The 17,676-nt window shown below is 65.9% G+C and carries 14 protein-coding genes; 8 read left to right on the top strand and 6 right to left on the bottom strand.

Annotated features, from left to right (window positions below):
- Nucleotides 1-7: 7 nt before the first annotated feature.
- Together tsaE and ACFW0B_RS06105 are read right to left on the bottom strand one after the other, a co-directional pair.
- Nucleotides 8-475, bottom strand: coding sequence for a tRNA (adenosine(37)-N6)-threonylcarbamoyltransferase complex ATPase subunit type 1 TsaE (gene tsaE / locus ACFW0B_RS06110; protein WP_449147053.1), 468 nt, complete (start codon nt 473-475; stop codon nt 8-10).
- Nucleotides 463-1,962: an NAD(P)H-hydrate dehydratase gene (locus ACFW0B_RS06105; protein WP_449147052.1), complete on the bottom strand. Its 1,500-nt coding sequence runs from the start codon at nt 1,960-1,962 to the stop codon at nt 463-465. Before ACFW0B_RS06105 ends, tsaE begins: the two co-directional genes overlap by 13 nt.
- A gap of 68 nt (nt 1,963-2,030) precedes the next feature.
- Between ACFW0B_RS06105 and queG the strand changes: the two genes are divergently transcribed.
- The gene (gene queG / locus ACFW0B_RS06100) at nt 2,031-3,101 is read left to right on the top strand and encodes a tRNA epoxyqueuosine(34) reductase QueG (protein ID WP_449147051.1); all 1,071 of its coding nucleotides are present in this window, start codon (nt 2,031-2,033) and stop codon (nt 3,099-3,101) included.
- 24 nt (nt 3,102-3,125) lie between these two features.
- On the opposite strand, the gene orn is transcribed toward queG, so the two are convergent.
- The gene (gene orn, locus ACFW0B_RS06095) at nt 3,126-3,668 is read right to left on the bottom strand and encodes an oligoribonuclease (protein WP_449147050.1); all 543 of its coding nucleotides are present in this window, start codon (nt 3,666-3,668) and stop codon (nt 3,126-3,128) included.
- Nucleotides 3,669-3,763: 95 nt separating this feature from the next.
- Here orn and rsgA point away from each other — a divergent pair, with 95 nt between their 5' ends.
- Nucleotides 3,764-4,795 carry a small ribosomal subunit biogenesis GTPase RsgA gene (rsgA, locus tag ACFW0B_RS06090; protein ID WP_449147049.1) on the top strand — a complete coding sequence of 344 codons (1,032 nt, stop codon included), beginning with the start codon at nt 3,764-3,766 and terminating at the stop codon, nt 4,793-4,795.
- A 63-nt stretch (nt 4,796-4,858) separates the two neighbouring features.
- Here the strand turns inward: rsgA and motB are convergent, their stop codons facing one another.
- Both motB and motA read right to left on the bottom strand, forming a co-directional pair.
- Entirely contained in the window at nt 4,859-5,896 is a 1,038-nt protein-coding gene (gene motB / locus ACFW0B_RS06085) for a flagellar motor protein MotB (RefSeq protein WP_449147048.1), read from the bottom strand.
- Nucleotides 5,897-5,906: 10 nt separating this feature from the next.
- On the bottom strand, nt 5,907-6,758 hold the full coding sequence (motA, locus tag ACFW0B_RS06080; protein WP_449147047.1) for a flagellar motor stator protein MotA: 852 nt from the start codon (nt 6,756-6,758) through the stop codon (nt 5,907-5,909).
- Between the two features lie 117 nt (nt 6,759-6,875).
- Between motA and ACFW0B_RS06075 the strand changes: the two genes are divergently transcribed.
- From ACFW0B_RS06075 to ACFW0B_RS06055, 5 genes are all read left to right on the top strand, one after another.
- Nucleotides 6,876-8,399 (top strand): HDOD domain-containing protein, encoded by a 1,524-nt coding sequence (locus ACFW0B_RS06075; RefSeq protein WP_449147046.1) that lies wholly within the window; start codon nt 6,876-6,878, stop codon nt 8,397-8,399.
- Nucleotides 8,400-8,444: 45 nt separating this feature from the next.
- Nucleotides 8,445-9,260, top strand: coding sequence for a thiosulfate sulfurtransferase (gene rhdA / locus ACFW0B_RS06070; RefSeq protein ID WP_449147045.1), 816 nt, complete (start codon nt 8,445-8,447; stop codon nt 9,258-9,260).
- Between the two features lie 21 nt (nt 9,261-9,281).
- Nucleotides 9,282-10,145, top strand: coding sequence for an archaetidylserine decarboxylase (asd, locus tag ACFW0B_RS06065; RefSeq protein ID WP_449147044.1), 864 nt, complete (start codon nt 9,282-9,284; stop codon nt 10,143-10,145).
- 176 nt (nt 10,146-10,321) lie between these two features.
- On the top strand, nt 10,322-12,145 hold the full coding sequence (locus tag ACFW0B_RS06060; protein ID WP_449147217.1) for a molecular chaperone: 1,824 nt from the start codon (nt 10,322-10,324) through the stop codon (nt 12,143-12,145).
- Nucleotides 12,146-12,205: 60 nt separating this feature from the next.
- Nucleotides 12,206-14,275, top strand: a complete 2,070-nt coding sequence (locus ACFW0B_RS06055) for an EAL domain-containing protein (protein ID WP_449147043.1) — start codon at nt 12,206-12,208, stop codon at nt 14,273-14,275.
- A gap of 113 nt (nt 14,276-14,388) precedes the next feature.
- Here ACFW0B_RS06055 and serB read toward each other — a convergent pair whose 3' ends face one another.
- Nucleotides 14,389-15,603: a phosphoserine phosphatase SerB gene (gene serB / locus ACFW0B_RS06050; protein WP_449147042.1), complete on the bottom strand. Its 1,215-nt coding sequence runs from the start codon at nt 15,601-15,603 to the stop codon at nt 14,389-14,391.
- Nucleotides 15,604-15,739: 136 nt separating this feature from the next.
- Here serB and ACFW0B_RS06045 point away from each other — a divergent pair, with 136 nt between their 5' ends.
- Nucleotides 15,740-17,260, top strand: coding sequence for an AhpA/YtjB family protein (locus tag ACFW0B_RS06045; protein WP_449147041.1), 1,521 nt, complete (start codon nt 15,740-15,742; stop codon nt 17,258-17,260).
- Nucleotides 17,261-17,676: the final 416 nt, after the last annotated feature.

Below are 17,676 nucleotides of genomic sequence, written 5' to 3'. Positions count from 1 at the left end.
TTTGTTTTCACGCTCCCATGGCCAGGGCGGCACACCATGCTTCGCCGCGCTCGGTGTGTGGCGACAAACGCAGCGAACGGCCGCCCGCTTGCGGCGTAATGTTAATGTCCAGGTCAGCCTTTGGCAAAATGCCGGCGCCGCGCTGAGGCCACTCGATCAGGCACAATGCGTCGCCTTCGAAGTAGTCGCGGATCCCCAGAAATTCCAGTTCCTCCGGGTCGGCCAGGCGGTATAGATCGAAATGGAAGGCACGCTTGTCGCCGATCTCATAAGGCTCGACCAGGGTGAAGGTGGGGCTCTTCACCGCACCGGCATGCCCCAGCCCCCGCAGGATGCCGCGAGATAGCGTGGTTTTTCCCGCTCCCAGGTCCCCATGCAGGTAGAGGATTCCGCGCCCCTGGGTCAGGTTCGCCAATCGGGCACCGAGGGCCAGCATGGCCTCCTCGCCTTCGGCATGCAGGATCACTTCAGGCACGGTGCAAACTCCTCGAGCAACTGACGAATGGTCGGAATCAGGTCACTGGCCGCCAGCCCCCGGCCGCCCCGGGCCAGACTCTCGCCCGCGCAGGCGTGCAGCCATACGGCCAGGCAGGTGGCCGCGTAGGCGTCCATCCCCTGGGCAAGCAGGGCGCCGATCAGGCCGGCGAGTACATCGCCTAACCCGGCCCCGGCCATCGCCGGATGGCCGCGATCACAGAGTGCAAGTCGCCCATCGGGGGTCGCCACCAGGCTGCCGGCGCCCTTGAGCAGGACTACGGCATCGAACTTTTGCGCCAGCGCAAGCACAGCGCGCGGTCGGTCGGCCTGGACTTCGTCAGTGGAAATTCCCAACAGACGCGCGGCCTCGCCCGGATGCGGCGTGATCACGCAGCCCGCAGGCAGGCGGACGTGCCCGCCCGCCAGCAGGTTGAGCGCATCGGCATCCCAGACCTGGAGCGACTCCAGCCCCGCGACAACGCTGAGCAGGCTGCGCCCCCAGGCGTCCTGCCCCAGTCCAGGCCCGGCCACCAGTACATCGGCCCTGTCCGCCAGGGCCAGCAGCTGGTTGGCCGAGCTCACGCCGGCGCACATTACTTCCGGGCGCCGCGCCAGCGCGGCCATCACATGCTCGGGCCGGGTCGCCAGCGACACCAGCCCGGCCCCGCCTCGCAGCGCACTCTCCGCCGCGAGCAGCGCCGCACCGCCCAACCCGCGGTCGCCGCCCACCACCAGCAAGTGCCCGAACTGCCCCTTGTGTGCAGTGCGCGGACGTGGCGCCAGGCGCACGAGACTGCACGCCGCCATACGCTCGGCGACGCGAGGCGTCAGCGCGACCAAGGCGGGATCGGCCTGCAGATCGTCGAATACCAGCTTACCCACCTGGTTCGGTGCATCGGCGGTGAACAGGCCCAGCTTGAGACCGATGAAGGTCACCGTCAGGTTCGCACGCACCGCAACGCCAAGGACGCGGCCGGTGTCGGCGCAGAGGCCGGAGGGGATGTCCACGGCCAGCACCGGCAGTCCACTGGCGTTGACCAGGCGGATCGCCTGGGCGTAGGGCTCGCGCACCTCGCCGGACAGCCCGGTGCCCAGCAGGGCATCCACCACTACGCCTTCCAGGGCAGCGCATTCGCTCCACGGCTGGATACTCACACCCGCGGCAGCGGCTTCATCCCGCGCCAGCGCCGCGTCGCTGGTCAGCGCATCGGCAGCGCCCACCGCCAGCACCTTCACTTGCCAGCCGGCACGCTGGGCCAGGGCCGCGACAAGGTAGCCATCGCCGGCATTGTTGCCCCGCCCGGCCAGCACGCTGAGGCTTCCGGCTTCCGGCCAACGCCGGCGCAGGGCGCGCCAGGTCGCGTGGGCGGCACGCTGCATCAGCTCGAAGCCGGGCGTGCCGGCGGCAATGAGGCGCGCATCGAGGTCCCGCACCTGGGCGGCGGAATGGAGCGAAATGGGCAGGTCGTCGCGGGAAGAAGGCATGGGATTCGGTTGCAGCTGCGAGGTCTGGCAGAATTATATCCACCTCGACACCGGTTTCCCGCCCCAGCATGACCCTTTCCACGCAAGATCTCGCCGCACTCGCTCAATCCATCAAGGAATGGGGCCGCGAACTGGGCTTCCAGCAGGTGGGCATCACCGGCGTGGAACTCGGCGAACACGAAAGCCACCTGCAACGCTGGCTGGAAGCCGGCCACCAGGGCGAGATGGACTACATGGCCGCCCACGGCAGCAAGCGCTCTCGCCCGGACGAACTGGTGCCCGGCACCCTGAGGGTGATCTCCCTGCGTATGGACTACCTGCCTGGCGATACGCACATGGCCAAGGTGCTGGGGCAACCGGAGAAGGCCTATGTCTCGCGCTACGCCCTGGGCCGCGACTACCACAAGCTGATCCGCAAACGCCTGCAACACCTGGCCGAACGCATCGAGAAGGCCATAGGCCCGTTCAGCTACCGCGCCTTCGTCGACAGTGCGCCGGTACTGGAGAAGGCCATCGCCGAGCAGGCGGGCCTCGGCTGGATCGGCAAGAACACCCTGGTACTCAACCGCAAGGCCGGCAGCTATTTCTTCCTCGGCGAACTGTTCGTCGATGCTCCGCTGCCGGTGGACGCGCCCCATGGCAGCGAGCACTGCGGCCGCTGTTCGGCGTGCATGGATATCTGCCCGACTGCCGCTTTCGTCGGCCCTTACCAACTGGACGCGCGGCGCTGCATTTCCTACCTGACCATCGAGTACAAGGGCAGCATTCCCGAAGACCTGCGTCCGCTGATCGGCAATCGCGTATTCGGCTGCGATGACTGTCAGATGGTCTGCCCCTGGAATCGCTTCGCCCGCCCTTCAGGCGAAAGCGACTTCCAGCCGCGCCACGGCCTGGACAACGCCGAGCTGGCGGAGCTGTTCCGCTGGAGCGAAGAGGAATTCCTCAGCCGTACCGAAGGTTCGCCCCTGCGCCGCGCGGGTTACGAGCGCTGGCTGCGCAACCTGGCGGTTGGACTGGGCAATGCGCCTTCGAGCATTCCGGTGCTGGAGGCCCTGCAGCTGCGCCGCGAACATCCGTCGGCACTGGTGCGCGAGCATGTGGAGTGGGCGCTTGCCCGTCATGGGGCAAGCACTACCTGAGGCGAGACCGCCGCGAGCGGAAACTCAGATCTTGAAGAAGTGTTCCCGGTAATGCTTCAGCTCCGCGATCGAGTCGCGGATGTCATCCAGCGCCAGGTGGCTGCTGCTCTTCTTCACCCCATCCCGCACTTTCGGCGCCCAGCGTGCAGCCAGCTCCTTCACGGTGGACACATCGAGATTGCGGTAGTGGAAATAGGCTTCCAGTTGCGGCATGTGGCGGTAGAGGAAGCGGCGGTCCTGGCAGATGCTGTTGCCGCAAATCGGCGATTTGCCCTTGGGCACCCACTGTTCGAGGAAGGCCAGGGTCTGGGCCTCGGCTTCGGCCATGCTGATCCGGCTTTCGCGCACACGCTGGGTCAGGCCGCTCTGGCCATGCTGGCGAGTGTTCCATTCATCCATGCCGGCGAGAATCTCGTCGCTCTGGTGGATGGCGATCGTCGGCCCCTCCGCCAGCACGTTCAGCTCGCTGTCGGTAACGATGGTGGCCATCTCGATGATCACGTCCGTATCCGGGTTCAGGCCGGTCATTTCCAGATCGATCCAGATCAGGTTCAGGGCATTCTGCATATTCGGTCTCCACGGCGAAGCGCGCATTCTAGCTTAGAGGCTGCCGCTGCGGGCTGCGTGCTAAACTCGCGCGGTTTTTTCCAAGTGGACCCACCATGGCCAAACGCCAACTGACCCGCCGGCAGAGCTGGCGCATCGAGAAGATTCAGGAAGAGCGCGCCGCCCGCGCAGCCAAGCGGGAAACGCGCGTGCTCGAAGAGCTCGAGGGCGGCGATCTCGGCCCGGAGCAGACCGGCCTGGTGATCGCCCACTTCGGCGTACAGGTGGAAGTCGAGGCCCTGGAAGGCGAGCTGGCCGGCCAGATCATGCGCTGCCACCTGCGCGCCAACCTGCCGACGCTGGTTACCGGCGACCGCGTGGTCTGGCGCGCCGGCGCCCAGGGCAGCGGGGTGATCGTCGCCCAGTTGCCGCGCAGCTCGGAGCTGTGCCGCCCGGACATGCGCGGCGTACTCAAGCCGGTGGCAGCCAACGTCGACCAGATCGTCATCGTCTTCGCTCCCCTGCCCCATCCCCACGCCAACCTGATCGACCGCTACCTGGTGGCGGCCGAGCACGCGGGCATCCGCCCGTTGCTGCTGCTGAACAAGGCCGACCTGGTGGACGACGAGAACAGCGCCATGCTCGACGAACTGCTCGGGGTCTACCGGCAGCTGGGCTACCCGCTGCTGGAAGTCTCGGCACGCCAGGGCGGCGGCATGGAGGACCTGATGGCCAGGCTCGACGGCCATATCAGCGTCTTCGTCGGCCAGTCCGGGGTGGGCAAATCGTCGCTGGTGAACAGCCTGCTGCCGGGGGTGGACACCCGCGTCGGCGCCCTCTCCGAACACACCGGCAAGGGCACCCACACCACCACCACCGCGCGCCTGTTCCACTTCCCGGGCGGCGGCGAGCTGATCGACTCCCCCGGCATCCGCGAATTCGGCCTGGGCCATGTCAGCCGCGAGGATGTCGAGGCCGGTTTCATCGAATTCGGCGAACTCTTGGGGACCTGCCGCTTCCGCGATTGCAAGCACGACCGCGAACCGGGCTGCGCCCTGCTCAAGGCGCTGGAGGATGGCCGGGTGCATCCGCAACGGATGGCGAGCTACCGGCACATCCTCGCCAGCCTGCCCGAAGACGAGTACTAAGGCTGGCTCGGCGCGAAAACGAAAAAGGCCACGCAATGCGTGGCCTTTTCATGAGGGCGGCAATCACTGCCCCTTGGACTGGTCCAGTTTCAGCACGCCGTCTTCGAAGATATTCAGCTTCTCCCGCAACTCACGCGGCTGCACGGGCGCGGCCGGATCGCCCGTCGAGGGCACAGCCTCGGTGGCGGGCGGCGGAGGTTGCGGCGCTTCCTCGGGCTCGGCGCCATCAGCCTGTTCTCCCTCGATGGCTCGCTGGGCCTTCTTGGTGAGGACGACGATGTCGATGCGGCGATTGACCGGGTTGAACGGGTCCTTGCGGTCGAACAGTGCCGACGAGGCGTAACCCACCACCCGCGCCACCTGGTCTTCCGGGTAGCCGCCGACGATCAGGGTGCGCCGCGCGGCGTTGGCGCGACCGGAGGACAACTCCCAGTTGCCGAAATCGCCAGTGCCGGCATAGGGCTTGGCATCGGTGTGGCCGCTGATGCTGATCTTGTTCGGCACGGTTTTGATGGTTTCGGCGAGGTTCAGCAGGATGTCCTCGAAGTAAGGCTGCAGGCGTGCGCTGCCGAGGTCGAACATGGGCCGGTTGGCGGCATCCATAATCTGGATGCGCAGGCCGTCCTGGGTGATCTCGAAGAGGATCTGATCCTTGAACTTGCGCAGTTCGGGGTTCTCTTCGACCTTGTTCTGCAGCTCCTGCAGCAACAGTTCCAGGCGTTCGCGCTCGATCTGCTCGGCCAGGGTTTCCACCTGGCCGGCGTCCACCTGGGTCTTGTCCAGGGAATCGACCACCGACTCCTGGGAATCCGGTGCGTCCTTCAGCTCGGGGTTCAAGGTGCGGTCAGGCGCGGGCGTGGGCGTGCCCCCCAGGTCGATGACGTACGGGCTGGCGCTTTCGGTGAAACCGATGGGGTCCTTGAAGTAGCCGGAAATGGCTTTCTTCTGCTCCGGCGTGGCAGACGACAGCAACCAGAGCACCAGGAAGAAGGCCATCATCGCCGTGGCAAAGTCGGCGAAGGCGATCTTCCACGCACCGCCGTGGTGACCGGCGGCGTAGCGTTTGACGCGCTTGACGATGATCGGCTGGTTGTTCTCCATGACTCAGCCTTCAGCTGCCGCGTACGGCCTGCTCCAGCTCGCTGAAGCTCGGGCGATGGGCCGGGAACAGCGTCTTGCGGCCGAATTCCACCGCCAGCGAAGGCGGCATGCCGGAAGCCGAGGCCACCAGACAGGCCTTGATCGCCTCGAACACGTTCAGCTCTTCACGGGCGTCGTGTGCCAGCGACACCGACAGCGGGCCGAAGAAACCGTAGGCCGCGAGGATACCGAGGAAGGTACCCACCAGCGCCGCCCCCACGTGCTGACCAAGGGCGGCCTGCTCGGTTTCGCCCAGCATGGCCATGGTCACCACGATGCCGAGCACCGCCGCGACGATACCGAAGCCCGGCAGGCCGTCGGCGATACGGTTGACCGCGTGGGAAGGATGTTCCAGCTCTTCCTTCAGGCTGGCCAGTTCCATGTCGAACAGGCCTTCGAGCTCGTGGGGCGCCATGTTGCCGGAGGACATGATGCGCAGGTAATCGCAAATGTAGGCCGTCATCCGCTCATCCTTGAGGAGGCCCGGATACTTGCTGAAGATGGGGCTGGCGGGGGCGTCCTCGATATCGGCCTCGATGGCCATCATCCCCTCGCGGCGGCTCTTGTTGAGGATTTCGTAGAGCAGGCGCAGAACGTCCAGGTAGAAAGCCTGGTTGAAGCGCGTGCCGAACATCTTCAGCGACTTCTTGAACACGATCATCGTCATGTTGCCGGGGTTGGCCTGGAGGAAGGCGCCCAGCGCCGCGCCACCGATGATCATCACTTCGAAGGGCTGGATCAGCGCGGCAAGCTTGCCGTGGGACAGGATGTATCCGCCGAGCACGCTGGCGAATACGACGATGATGCCGAGGATTTTTGCCATAGGGAGGAAGCTTGAAGAGTCAGTAGAAAGGGTTATGAAAAGAGCCCCTTCTAATTATCGGAAGATATGCGCCAGACTATAGCCTGTTCAGGCGAAAAGCCAGATTGGCGGCCCTCTATGTCAACCGTAAAGCCCGCGCCACGCAGTCTCGACAGCTGGATCAAACACCTCGATGGAGTGCGCCTGCCTGTCCCCACCGCCGCCCACGAGAAAGTCCGCCGCGCCCTGGGCGACAGCCGCCGCTCCCTGCGCGATATCGCCGAGCTGACCCAGGACAGTCCCGCCCTCGCCCTGAGCCTGCTGCGCGAAGCCAATGCCGCCGGCAACATGCTGAGCAGCCCGGCGGAAAGCCTGGAAGTCGCCCTCAGCCGCCTGGGCCTGAAGCGCGCGGAAGTCCTGCTCAATCGTCTGCCCGCCGTCCCAGAGGACGACATTCCCCACGCCCTTCGCCAACTGCAACTGATCAGCCAGCACGCCGCCCAGCAGGCCAACGGCCTGTTCGCCGCCCGGCTGGCCCGCCTCTGGCAGGAAATCCACTGGTGCAGCCTGCTGTTCCTCTCGCCCCTCTGGCCGCTGCTGGCCAGCCACCCGGAGCTGTTTGACACCTGGGAAAAGCGCGTGCTGGGCGAGGGCGAACCGGCCGCCAGGGTCGAACGCGAACTACTCGGCGTCCCGCTGCTGCGCCTCTGCCAGGCCCTTGCCGAGCACTGGAAGCTGCCCGACTGGATCATCCAGGGCTATCGCCTGCTGAACGACGACCGCCGCATGCTGGTCAAGGCCCTGCACATTGCCCGCGACTACGGGCACCCGCTGCAACAAACGCAGCAGCTGGATGCCGACCCCGCCCTCAGTCGCTGGCTGACCCAGCCCGGCAACACCGTCCTGCTGGCGAACGGCCTGGCGGTTTCCGCCCATGCCGGCTGGGGCGACGGACACAGCCTGCGCTGGCAGCGCCTCACCGGGCTGTTCATGAAAGTGCCGCTGGACGAACTGCAGCAGCAGGTTCACCAGCACGCTGCACAAAGCGGGCGCCTGCATGCCCGCGGTGACCTCTGGCATCCCGCCCAGGCCCTGCTCTGGCCGTGGAACCAGCACCGCCTGCGCCGCGAACCGGTTGCAGCACCGGCCCCTTCCGCCGACGCCCTCGCGGACTGGCGTCGCCACTGCGGCGAGCTGATCCGCGAGCCCAGCCCCTTCGCCAACGTGGTGCAGCTCTCCGCCTGCGCCCGCGACGCCCTGGAAAGCTGCGGCATGCGCCGGGTCCTGGTGCTGCTGGCCGACCGCACCCACAACCGCCTGCTCGCCCAGCAGCAGGCGGGACTGCCCAGGGAAGCCAGTGGCCTGCAACTGGAGCCGAACCAGAGCCAGGTGCTGCGACGCCTGCTCAGCCAGCCGGGCCAGCTACGCCTGGGGCCGGACAACATGGCGCAATTCTCCGCGCTGCTGCCCGGCCAGTTGAAGAGCCTGTTCCCGGGGCATCACCTGCTGCTGCGCTCGATCGCCGTGAACGGCCGGGTGGCCATGCTGGTGGTGGCCGACCAGGACGGCGCGCCCTTCGCCGAGATCAGCCTGCGCGCATTCGCCAAGACGGCCCAGTGCATCGAGCGGGCACTCGCCAGCTTCGCCAGACGCGGCCGCTAGGCTTTCCTATACAATCTGCCAATTTGCCCATTACCGGAGGCTTCCATGTCTGCCTTCTCCAACCTGCCGCTGGTGATCGAACCGGCCGAGCTGGCGCCCCTGCTTGGCGCCGACGAACTGATCCTGGTCGACCTCACCAGCGCCGCCCGTTACGCCGCTGGCCACATCCCGGGCGCCCGTTTCGTCGATCCGAAGCGCACCCAGCTCGGCCAGCCGCCGGCACCGGGCCTGCTGCCCGCCAAGGCCGACCTCGAAGCGCTGTTCGGTGAACTGGGCCATCGTGCCGATGCCACCTACGTGGCGTACGACGACGAGGGCGGTGGCTGGGCCGGCCGCTTCATCTGGCTGCTGGATGTGATCGGCCACCAGCGCTACCACTATCTGGACGGTGGCCTGCACGCCTGGCTGGCCGAAGGCCGGGAAACCAGCGATGCCGTTCCGGCAGCGGTCGGCGGCCCGGTCGCCCTGACCCTGCACGACGAACCCACCGCCACCCGCGAGTACATCCAGAGCCGCCTCGGCGCCGCCGACCTGGCCATCTGGGACGCCCGTGGCCCCGGCGAGTACAACGGCACCAAGGTCCTGACCGCCAAGGGCGGGCACATCCCCGGCGCCGTCAACTTCGAGTGGACCGCCGGCATGGACCCGGCCCGCGCCCTGCGCATCCGCAGCGACATGGCCGAAATCCTGCGCTCCCTGGGCATCACCCCGGACAAGGAAATCATCACCCACTGTCAGACCCATCACCGCTCGGGCTTCACCTATCTGGTGGCCAAGGCCCTGGGCTACCCGCGCGTCAAAGGCTACGCCGGCTCCTGGTCCGAATGGGGCAACCACCCGGACACCCCGGTCGAGAGCTGAAGCGCCCATCAAGGAAATCCAATGAAAGAACGCCTCTTCATCATCAGCCAGTACCTGCTGCCGCACCACCTGCTGTCGCGCCTGGCCGGTTGCATCGCCGAATGCCGCGTGCACTGGTTCAAGAACGTCTTCACCAGCTGGTTCGCCAAGCGCTACCAGGTGAACATGAGCGAAGCACTGGTCGAGGATGTCACCGCCTACGAGCACTTCAACGCCTTCTTTACCCGTGCCCTCAAGCCCGGCGCGCGCCCGCTGGACGAAACGCCCGGCGCCATCCTCTGCCCGGCCGACGGCGCCATCAGCCAGATCGGCCCAATCGAGCACGGCCGCTGCTTCCAGGCCAAGGGCCACAGCTTCAGCGTACTGGAGCTGCTTGGCGGCGACGCCGAGCGCGCCGCGCCCTTCATGGGGGGCGAGTTTGCCACTGTCTACCTGTCGCCGAAGGACTACCACCGCGTGCATGCGCCCCTGGGCGGCACTCTGCGGGAGATGGTCTACGTGCCGGGCCGCCTGTTCTCGGTGAACCAGAGCACCGCCGAGAACGTGCCGGAACTCTTCGCCCGCAACGAACGCGTGGTGTGCATCTTCGATACCGAGCGCGGCCCGATGGCCGTGGTACTGGTGGGGGCGATGATAGTCGCGTCCATCGAAACCACCTGGGCGGGCCTGGTCACGCCGCCCAAGCGCGAGCTGAAGACCTTCAGCTACGACGAAGCCGCGCGAGCACCGATCACCCTGGAAAAGGGCGACGAGCTCGGCCGCTTCAAGCTGGGCTCCACCGCCATCGTGCTGTTCGGTCCGGACCAGGTGCGCTGGGCCGAAAACGCCTGGCCCGGCAGCCAGGTGCAGATGGGTCAGCTGCTGGCCATGCCGAAGGACGCCTGACCGGGCGCGACCCTGGCCGACGAGCTGCGCTCGGCCAGGGTCTCATCAGGGGTGCGTCACACACTTCCAACACCTCTAGCGCCCTGCCATGAATCGGCTGCCACTGGGCAAAGCGGCTGTAGAGTGCTGAAATTCAATTCATTACCTCACGAAAGATGTCGGAGAACCCGATCCGGATGGAGCACCAGAGCCCTCACCTGCTGTTGCGCGTACCCGCCCCTGGCAAACAGAGCCTGTCTTTCTGCGACGCCACCGCTCGTGAGCTGAAACGCTGGATTGCGCATCTGCCCAAGGCCAACCTTGGGGAGACGGCCCGCCAGCTCTATCAGGCCCTGGTTGAACTCAATCAACTGGCCACCCCGACGGACAACCGCCTGCAGCTACTGGAGCTGATTCGCCCGGAAGTGCATTTTGTCTGCCAGCACCTGGAAAGACACTTCCTCGGCCAGTCCATCGTCCTGGACGAGCGTCCGCGCAAGGTCGCCAACCTCTGCCAGGCCCTGCAGAACCACCTGGCCATCGGCTACAAGCTGATCATCGTGCAGGAAGCGTCGCGTTCCGGCCGTGACCGCGATCGCGCCCAGCTCCTGACCATCGCCCTGCAGCGCGCAGTGCACGCCCTCAACGGGCCGCTGATCCGCTCCAACCAGCTCTACTGCCCGGTGCCCGAAGGTCTCTGGCTGGAACTGCATCAGCTCTACCGGCTGGCCGAAAGCCGCCAGCTTCACCGTGTTGTCGTGCGTGATCCCCTGGCCCAGCATGCGCAAGGGCTGAGTACGGAGCAGAGCTACCTGGCTGCGCTGCTGCTGGGCTGCGCCCGCTGCAACCAGATGCGCCAGATCGGCATCGCCCGCCTGGCTGAAGCCCTCCCCTCCTGGAGCACCCTGGTGCGGCTCCAGTCCGCCGAGCTGCCGTCCAGCCTCTTCGCAGTGGCGCCGCAGCTGGACGGGCCGCCCCGCTACAAGTCGCTGTTCCAGGATGTGGAACCGCGCACCCTGCTGGGCCTCGACACGCTGCCGCTGGTCGAGGCCATCAAGGAGTACCTGCTGCTGCCGGCCGCGCAGCGCAGCCAGTCACGCCTGCTGGTACCGGCGGGTATCACTCTCGATCTGTTGCAGCACCTGAGTTCGGCCTGGGGCGACATTTCCGAGCGCACCTTCCAGCGCAATCGCGGCCAGGGCAGCCTGACCCTGTGCATCGGCATGAGCGCCCTGCATTTCTTCCTCGCCGGCAGCCGTCCCTTCGGCGATGTGCTCAAGCTCTCGCAGGACGCCGGTCAGGCGCTATTCGGTACCTTGGTCAAGCCAGCCGCGAAGGATGTCTGGGCCAATGCCTTCGACGCCCAGCCCACCCAAGGCGGGCAGGCCGGTATGCAGCTGGAGGAGATCGAGTACGCCCGCCCGGTCTCCGAAAGCAGCGCACCGCCCCAGGTCAGCACAGCCCCGGAAAGCTATCCGACCTTCAACGCCGCGGTGGTCAACCACAGCCCGGGCGGCTACTGCCTGAACTGGTCCAGGGAAGTCCCCAGCCAGCTGCAGGCCGGCGAGCTGCTCGGCGTACAGGACGCCCCCGGCCAGGCCTGGAGCATCGCGGTGGTGCGCTGGATCCGCCAAGTGCGCGGCGGCGGCACCCAGATGGGAATAGAGCTCGTGGCGCCCCAGGCTCAATCCTGCGGCGTACTGCTGCTGCGCAAGGGCGAGCAGAACAGCCATTACCTGCGCGCCCTGCTGCTGCCGGCGATCGGCGCCATTTCCCGCCCAGCCACCCTGCTCACCCCGCGCCTGCCCTTCCAGGAAGGCGACAAGGTGCAGATCAACCTGCACGGCAACGAGCATCGCGCCATGCTCACCCGGCGCCTCACCAACACGGGCAGTTTCAACCAGTTCGAATACCAGGTGCTCAAGCAACCGACACCGCCACAAGGGAAGCCGGTCACAGCTCCGGGAAGCCAGCCAAAAGGCGGCGAGGAAGATTTTGACTCACTCTGGAAGTCACTGTAGATTCCCGAAGAGTCCACCATTCGTCGCCTATTCGCGCTCGTTCGGCGCTAAGCACAGGCCATGGCCATCGAAAAGAAAACGATCCGTCTGCTGATCCTGGAAGACTCGCAGAACGAAGCCGAGCGCCTGGTCAGCCTTTTCCGCAATGCCGGGCGAGCGACCCGCGTCCATCGCATCCTTTCCGCCGACGACCTCAATGAGGCCCTGCAGCAGAGCTGGGACCTCCTGATCGCGTCCCCGAGCAGCGAACACCTCAGTCCCGGCGAAGCCCTCAACAGCATCCGCCGCCAGTCCAAGGACATTCCGTTCATCCAGTTGGTGTCAGGCAACGACTCCGACCTCATCACCGAAGCCCTGGCCCTTGGCGCCCAGGACGCCCTGCCCCAGGGCGAGGACGAGCGCCTGGTGCTGGTGGCCAACCGCGAACTGGCCAACCTCGAACAACGCCGCGCCCGCCGCGCCGCCGAGGTCAGCCTGCGGGAAGCGGAGAAGCGCTGCCAGCTGCTGCTGGACAGCTCCGTGGACGCCATCGCCTACGTCCACGACGGCATGCACATCTATGCCAACCGCGCCTACGTGGAGATGTTCGGCTACGACGATGGCGACGAACTCGAAGGCATGCCGATGATCGACCTGATCGCAGGCTCCGACCAGGCCGGGTTCAAGGAATTCCTGAAGAACTACCGCGATGGCGAAGGCGCCGGCGAGCTCACCTGCAGCGGTTGCAAGGCCGACGGCCAGAGTTTCCAGGCGCGGATGAACTTTTCTCCCGCGTCCTACGACGGCGAACCCTGCATCCAGGTGGTGATCCGCGCCGAAACCGGCAGCGCCGAACTGGAAGAGAAGCTGCGCGAGATCAGCAGTCAGGACCTGGTCACCGGCCTGTTCAATCGCTCCCACTTCAACGAACTGCTCGACGCCGCCGCCGAACGCGCCGTCAAGGCCAGCCAGCCGTCGAGCCTCGCGTACATTCGAGTCGCACGCTATTCCAGCCTGCTGGCTGAAGTCGGTATCGCCGGCGTCGACCTGCTGCTCACCGACCTCGCCAACCTCCTGCGCGCCCACTTCGCCGGCGACGCCCAGCTCGCCCGCTATGGCGACGACGTGCTCGGCGTCCTGCAGCAGGGCATCACGCCCGAACAGGCGGCCGAGAGCCTGCAGAATCTGCTGAAGAAGATCGACATCCATCTCTTCGACGTCAGCAGCCGCACCGTTCAGGTCAGCCTGTGCATCGGCGTCGCCGGGCTCAACGAAACCACGCCCAAGGCCCAGGAGGTGGTGGACCGCGCCCATCGCTGCGCCGACGAACTGGGCGACCAGAACGGCCTCAAGCTGTACGACCCGGCCGAAGAACTGGCCGCCGCGGCCAACCGTGGCAGCCTGGTGGCCATGGTTCAGCAGGCGCTGGAAAACAACAGCTTCCGCCTGCTGTTCCAGCCGATCATCAGCCTGCGTGGCGACAACTTCGAGCATTACGAAGTGCTGCTGCGCCTGCTCAACCCGCAGGGCGAGGAAGTACCGCCCGCCGACTTCCTCGATGCCGCCAAGGAAGCCGGCCTGGCCGAGAAGATCGACCGCTGGGTGATCCTCAATTCCATCAAGCTGCTGGCCGAGCATCGCGCCAAGGGTCACAACACCCGACTCTTCGTCCACCTCTCCGCTGTCAGCCTGCAGGACCAGACCCTGCTGCCGTGGCTGAGCGTTGCCCTGAAGGCCGCGCGCCTGCCTTCCGATGCGCTGATCTTCCAGCTCAGAGAGCCGGACGCCATCGCCCACCTGAAACAGGCCAAGGCGCTGACCCAGGGCCTCGCCGAGCTGCATTGCCAGGTTGCGCTGAGCCAGTTCGGCTGCTCACTCAACCCATTCAGCACGCTCAAGCATCTGGCCATCGACTTCGTGAAGGTGGACGGTTCCTTTACCCAGGAGCTCGGCCGCGCGGAGAACCAGGAGACCCTCAAGACCCTGCTGGCGAGCCTGCACGCCCAGGCCAAGCTGACCATCGTGCCCTACGTCGAGACCGCCAGCGTTCTCGCCACCCTCTGGCAGGCCGGGGTCAACTACATCCAGGGTTACTACCTGCAAGGCCCCAGCCAGGCAATGGATTACGACTTTTCCTCCGGGGACGAGTAAGGGCGAACCCGCCCTCGTACCTCACGCCTAGCCCTGAAACAGGTTTACACCCTTGTGTTCCCTCCACGAAAAAGCCGCCCGAAGGCGGCTTTTTCATTGCTGGTGTCAGACAGTCATTCCCTGCCGTCGCGGTCACGGAAGCCGAGCAGGTAGAGGATGCCGTCCAGCCCGAGGGTAGAGATGGCCTGCTTGGCGGACTGCTTGACCAGCGGCTTGGCGCGGAAGGCCACGCCCAGGCCGGCCAGAGCCAGCATCGGCAGGTCGTTGGCGCCATCACCGACAGCGATCGTCTGCTCCAGGCGCAGCCCTTCCTTCTGCGCCAGTTCGCTCAGCAGATCGGCCTTGCGCTGCGCATCGACGATGGGCTCGATGGCCACGCCAGTCAGCTTGCCATCGACAATCTCCAGTTCGTTGGCGAACACGTAGTCGATACCCAGCCTGGCTTGCAGCTGTTTGGCGAAGTAGCTGAAGCCACCAGAGAGAATGGCAGTCTTGTAGCCCAGGCGCTTGAGCTCGGCGAACAGGGTTTCCGCGCCCTCGGTGAGTCGCAGGGAGGCGCCGATCTCTTCCAGGACGTCCTCGGACAACCCCTTGAGCAGCCCCAGACGCTCCTTGAAGCTGGCACGGAAATCCAGTTCGCCACGCATGGCACGCTCGGTGATCTCGGCAACCTTGTCGCCCACACCCGCAGCCTTGGCCAGTTCGTCGATCACTTCGGCTTCGATCAGCGTCGAGTCCATGTCGAACACCGCCAGGCGGCGGTTGCGGCGGAACAGGGAGTCACGCTGGAAGGCGATGTCGACGTTCAGCTCCTGGGCCACGCTGAGGAACTCGGCGCGCAGGGCCACCGGATCGGCCGGCTCGCCCCGTACGGAGAACTCGATGCAGCCCTTGCCCTGGTCGGCCGGCATGTCCAGCGGCATGCGCCCCGACAGACGGTCGATGTGGTCGATATTGAGGCCGTACTTGGCGGTGATGGAGCTCACCCGCTGCAACTGCTCGGCGGTGACCTTGCGGGTCAGCAGGGTGACGATGTAGCGGCTCTTGCCCTGGCCGTCGACCCACTGCTGGTAATCCGCCTCGGATACCGGGGTGAAGCGTACCTGCTGATCCAGCTTGTAGGCCGTGAACAGCACGTCCTTGAGCACCGCCGAGCCCTCGGCATTGCCCGGGATTTCCACCAGGATGCCGAACGACAGGGTGTCGTGGATCACCGCCTGGCCGATATCCAGGATGTTCACGCCACCCTGGGCCAGCGCACCGGTAATGGCCGCGGTCAGGCCGGGGCGATCCTCGCCAGTGATGTTGATCAGGACAATCTCGCGCAAGTCGCACCTCACTCAGCGCATGAAAAGGCGCACATTCTACCCCCTTTCACGGCACCCGCGGCATGCTCGACGCTTTGCCCTGCAAGGGCCGCTCGCTATACTGCGCCACAATTTCGTCCGAAAAGAGCCGCGCTCTGTGAACCGGCCCACGCCTGTCAAACCCGACAATTTCTTTCTCCTGATCTTCCACGCCCTGCGCCAGCGGCGCGTGCCTATCGCCTTGCGCATCGTCAGCCACAGCCTGTTGCTGGTGGCCCTGGCGCTGGTGATCTACGCCTGGGTCATGGGCATGCAGTTCAAGCAGGCCATGCAACAGCAGGCCGACGCCCTGGGCCAGAGCCTGACCGCGCAGACCGCCGCGTCAGCCACCGAGCTGCTGGTGTCCAACGACATCCTCAGCCTCAATGTGCTGCTCAACAACCTGGTGAAGAACCCGCTGGTGGCCCACGCGGCCATCTACAGCGTGGACAACCGCATCCTCGCCGAAGCCGGGTCGCGGCCCAAGCAGGGGCTGCTGGGCGAGGCCGAAGGCCTGTATTCAACGCCCATCACCTTCCAGGAAGTGATCGCCGGCCACCTGCGCCTGAGCCTGGACATGGAGCAGTTCCAGCAGCCCATGACCATCAGCCTGCAGAGCATGGGCCTGCTCAGCCTGATCCTGCTGGCCCTTACCCTGTCCCTGAGCCTGCGCCTCGGCCGGCACATCTCCACACCCCTGCTGCAACTGCGGGTCTGGCTGCGCGACCCGGACGACCCCGCGCCCGGTGCCGGCCGCCAGGACGAAATCGGCGACCTGGCCCGTCAACTCCAGGCACGGCTGGTACCGGAGAAGCCGGAACCCGAGCCCGAGTTCGAGCCCATCCCGGAACAGGACTACGCCGAGGCCGACGAGGACTATCTCGAGGACGAGCAGGATGATCCTGAGCACTTCGAGGTCCGCGACCTGAGTGACGACAGCTTCGACGGCGAGGAAGAGACGCCTAGCAAGCTGTTCACGCCGGATGACGAAGATCCCTTCTCCGAACTGCGCGAGGAAATGACCGAAGACGAGCTGCTCCCTGCTCCCGCTGCTCAGGCCGAACCGCAGAACAGCGCCGTGCTGGCCATCCAGCTGGGCGCCCAGGACCAGCTGCGCCGCCTGCCACGTGCACGCCTGATGGATCTGCTGCAGCGCTACCGCGACTGCCTCGATCAGGCCGCCCGCCTCTACCACGGCCAGTTGCTGACCCTGAACGACGGCAGCAGCCTGATGCTCTTCCACAGCAAGGACAGCGACGAGGACTTCCTGACCCATGCGCTCTGCTGCGGCGAACTGATGCGCGCCCTGGGGCACGCCCTGCAGATCGAAGTCGCCGACAGCGGCATCACCCTGCAGCTGCAGCTCGGCCTGACCCTCGGCGAAGACCTCTCCGGCCTCAGCCAGGGCGACCTGCTGCTCAGCGACAGCACCCAGAGCGCCCTGGCCCTGAGTCAGCACAGCCGCAACCTGCTGCTGGTGGAGCGCGCCATCGCCGAGGACGACCTGGTTCGCCAACGTGCGCGCATCCGCGCCATCACCAGCCCGGAAGGCGCCTGCTGCGTCGAACGCCTGCTGGAGCCCTATCCTTCGCTGCTGGAACGCCAGCTGTCGCGGATGCACGAAGCGCGCGCACATTGAATGCTCAAATGACGAAAAAGCCCGCAGATGCGGGCTTTTTCTTGCCACCAGGAAAACCGGGAATCAGCAACCAGGTTTGGTCAGAGCGAAGCGAACTGGCAGATCGTAGCCCGTATATGGACCAGAACACCGTACAAGCGAGCTCTGCTCGCGTATGTCCCATGCATCGAATCGCGAGCAGAGCTCGCTACATCCTCTCGGACTCCGCGCGGAGGCGTTAACTCTCCCCCCAGGCCCCCGACAAAGCAGAGGAATCCTGGCGAACGAGCATGAAAAAGCCCGCATCAAGCGTAATGCTGTTCACTTTAGAGGAGCAGCCTTGCGATCTACCGGATAGCGGGACTTGGAGATCTTCACCGTCCTTGGTCTCGAGGGCCTTGGACGGTGATCCAGAAACAACCCTCCGACTCCGGCCC

The organism is Metapseudomonas phytobenefica (assembly GCF_043392685.1).
Lineage (GTDB): Bacteria > Pseudomonadota > Gammaproteobacteria > Pseudomonadales > Pseudomonadaceae > Metapseudomonas.
The sequence above is the reverse complement of the archived record's forward strand: the minus strand, read 5'-3'. Positions and strand labels throughout refer to the sequence as shown.

What these genes read in the sequence shown, in the direction of transcription:
- ACFW0B_RS06075 (WP_449147046.1), top strand. Translation starts at nt 6,876, where the DNA reads ATGTCAACCGTAAAGCCCGCGCCACGCAGTCTCGACAGCTGGATCAAA.
- rhdA (WP_449147045.1), top strand. Translation starts at nt 8,445, where the DNA reads ATGTCTGCCTTCTCCAACCTGCCGCTGGTGATCGAACCGGCCGAGCTG.
- rsgA (WP_449147049.1), top strand. Translation starts at nt 3,764, where the DNA reads ATGGCCAAACGCCAACTGACCCGCCGGCAGAGCTGGCGCATCGAGAAG.
- ACFW0B_RS06055 (WP_449147043.1), top strand. Translation starts at nt 12,206, where the DNA reads ATGGCCATCGAAAAGAAAACGATCCGTCTGCTGATCCTGGAAGACTCG.
- queG (WP_449147051.1), top strand. Translation starts at nt 2,031, where the DNA reads ATGACCCTTTCCACGCAAGATCTCGCCGCACTCGCTCAATCCATCAAG.
- ACFW0B_RS06060 (WP_449147217.1), top strand. Translation starts at nt 10,322, where the DNA reads ATGGAGCACCAGAGCCCTCACCTGCTGTTGCGCGTACCCGCCCCTGGC.
- ACFW0B_RS06105 (WP_449147052.1), bottom strand. Translation starts at nt 1,962, where the DNA reads ATGCCTTCTTCCCGCGACGACCTGCCCATTTCGCTCCATTCCGCCGCC.
- orn (WP_449147050.1), bottom strand. Translation starts at nt 3,668, where the DNA reads ATGCAGAATGCCCTGAACCTGATCTGGATCGATCTGGAAATGACCGGC.
- motA (WP_449147047.1), bottom strand. Translation starts at nt 6,758, where the DNA reads ATGGCAAAAATCCTCGGCATCATCGTCGTATTCGCCAGCGTGCTCGGC.
- motB (WP_449147048.1), bottom strand. Translation starts at nt 5,896, where the DNA reads ATGGAGAACAACCAGCCGATCATCGTCAAGCGCGTCAAACGCTACGCC.
- asd (WP_449147044.1), top strand. Translation starts at nt 9,282, where the DNA reads ATGAAAGAACGCCTCTTCATCATCAGCCAGTACCTGCTGCCGCACCAC.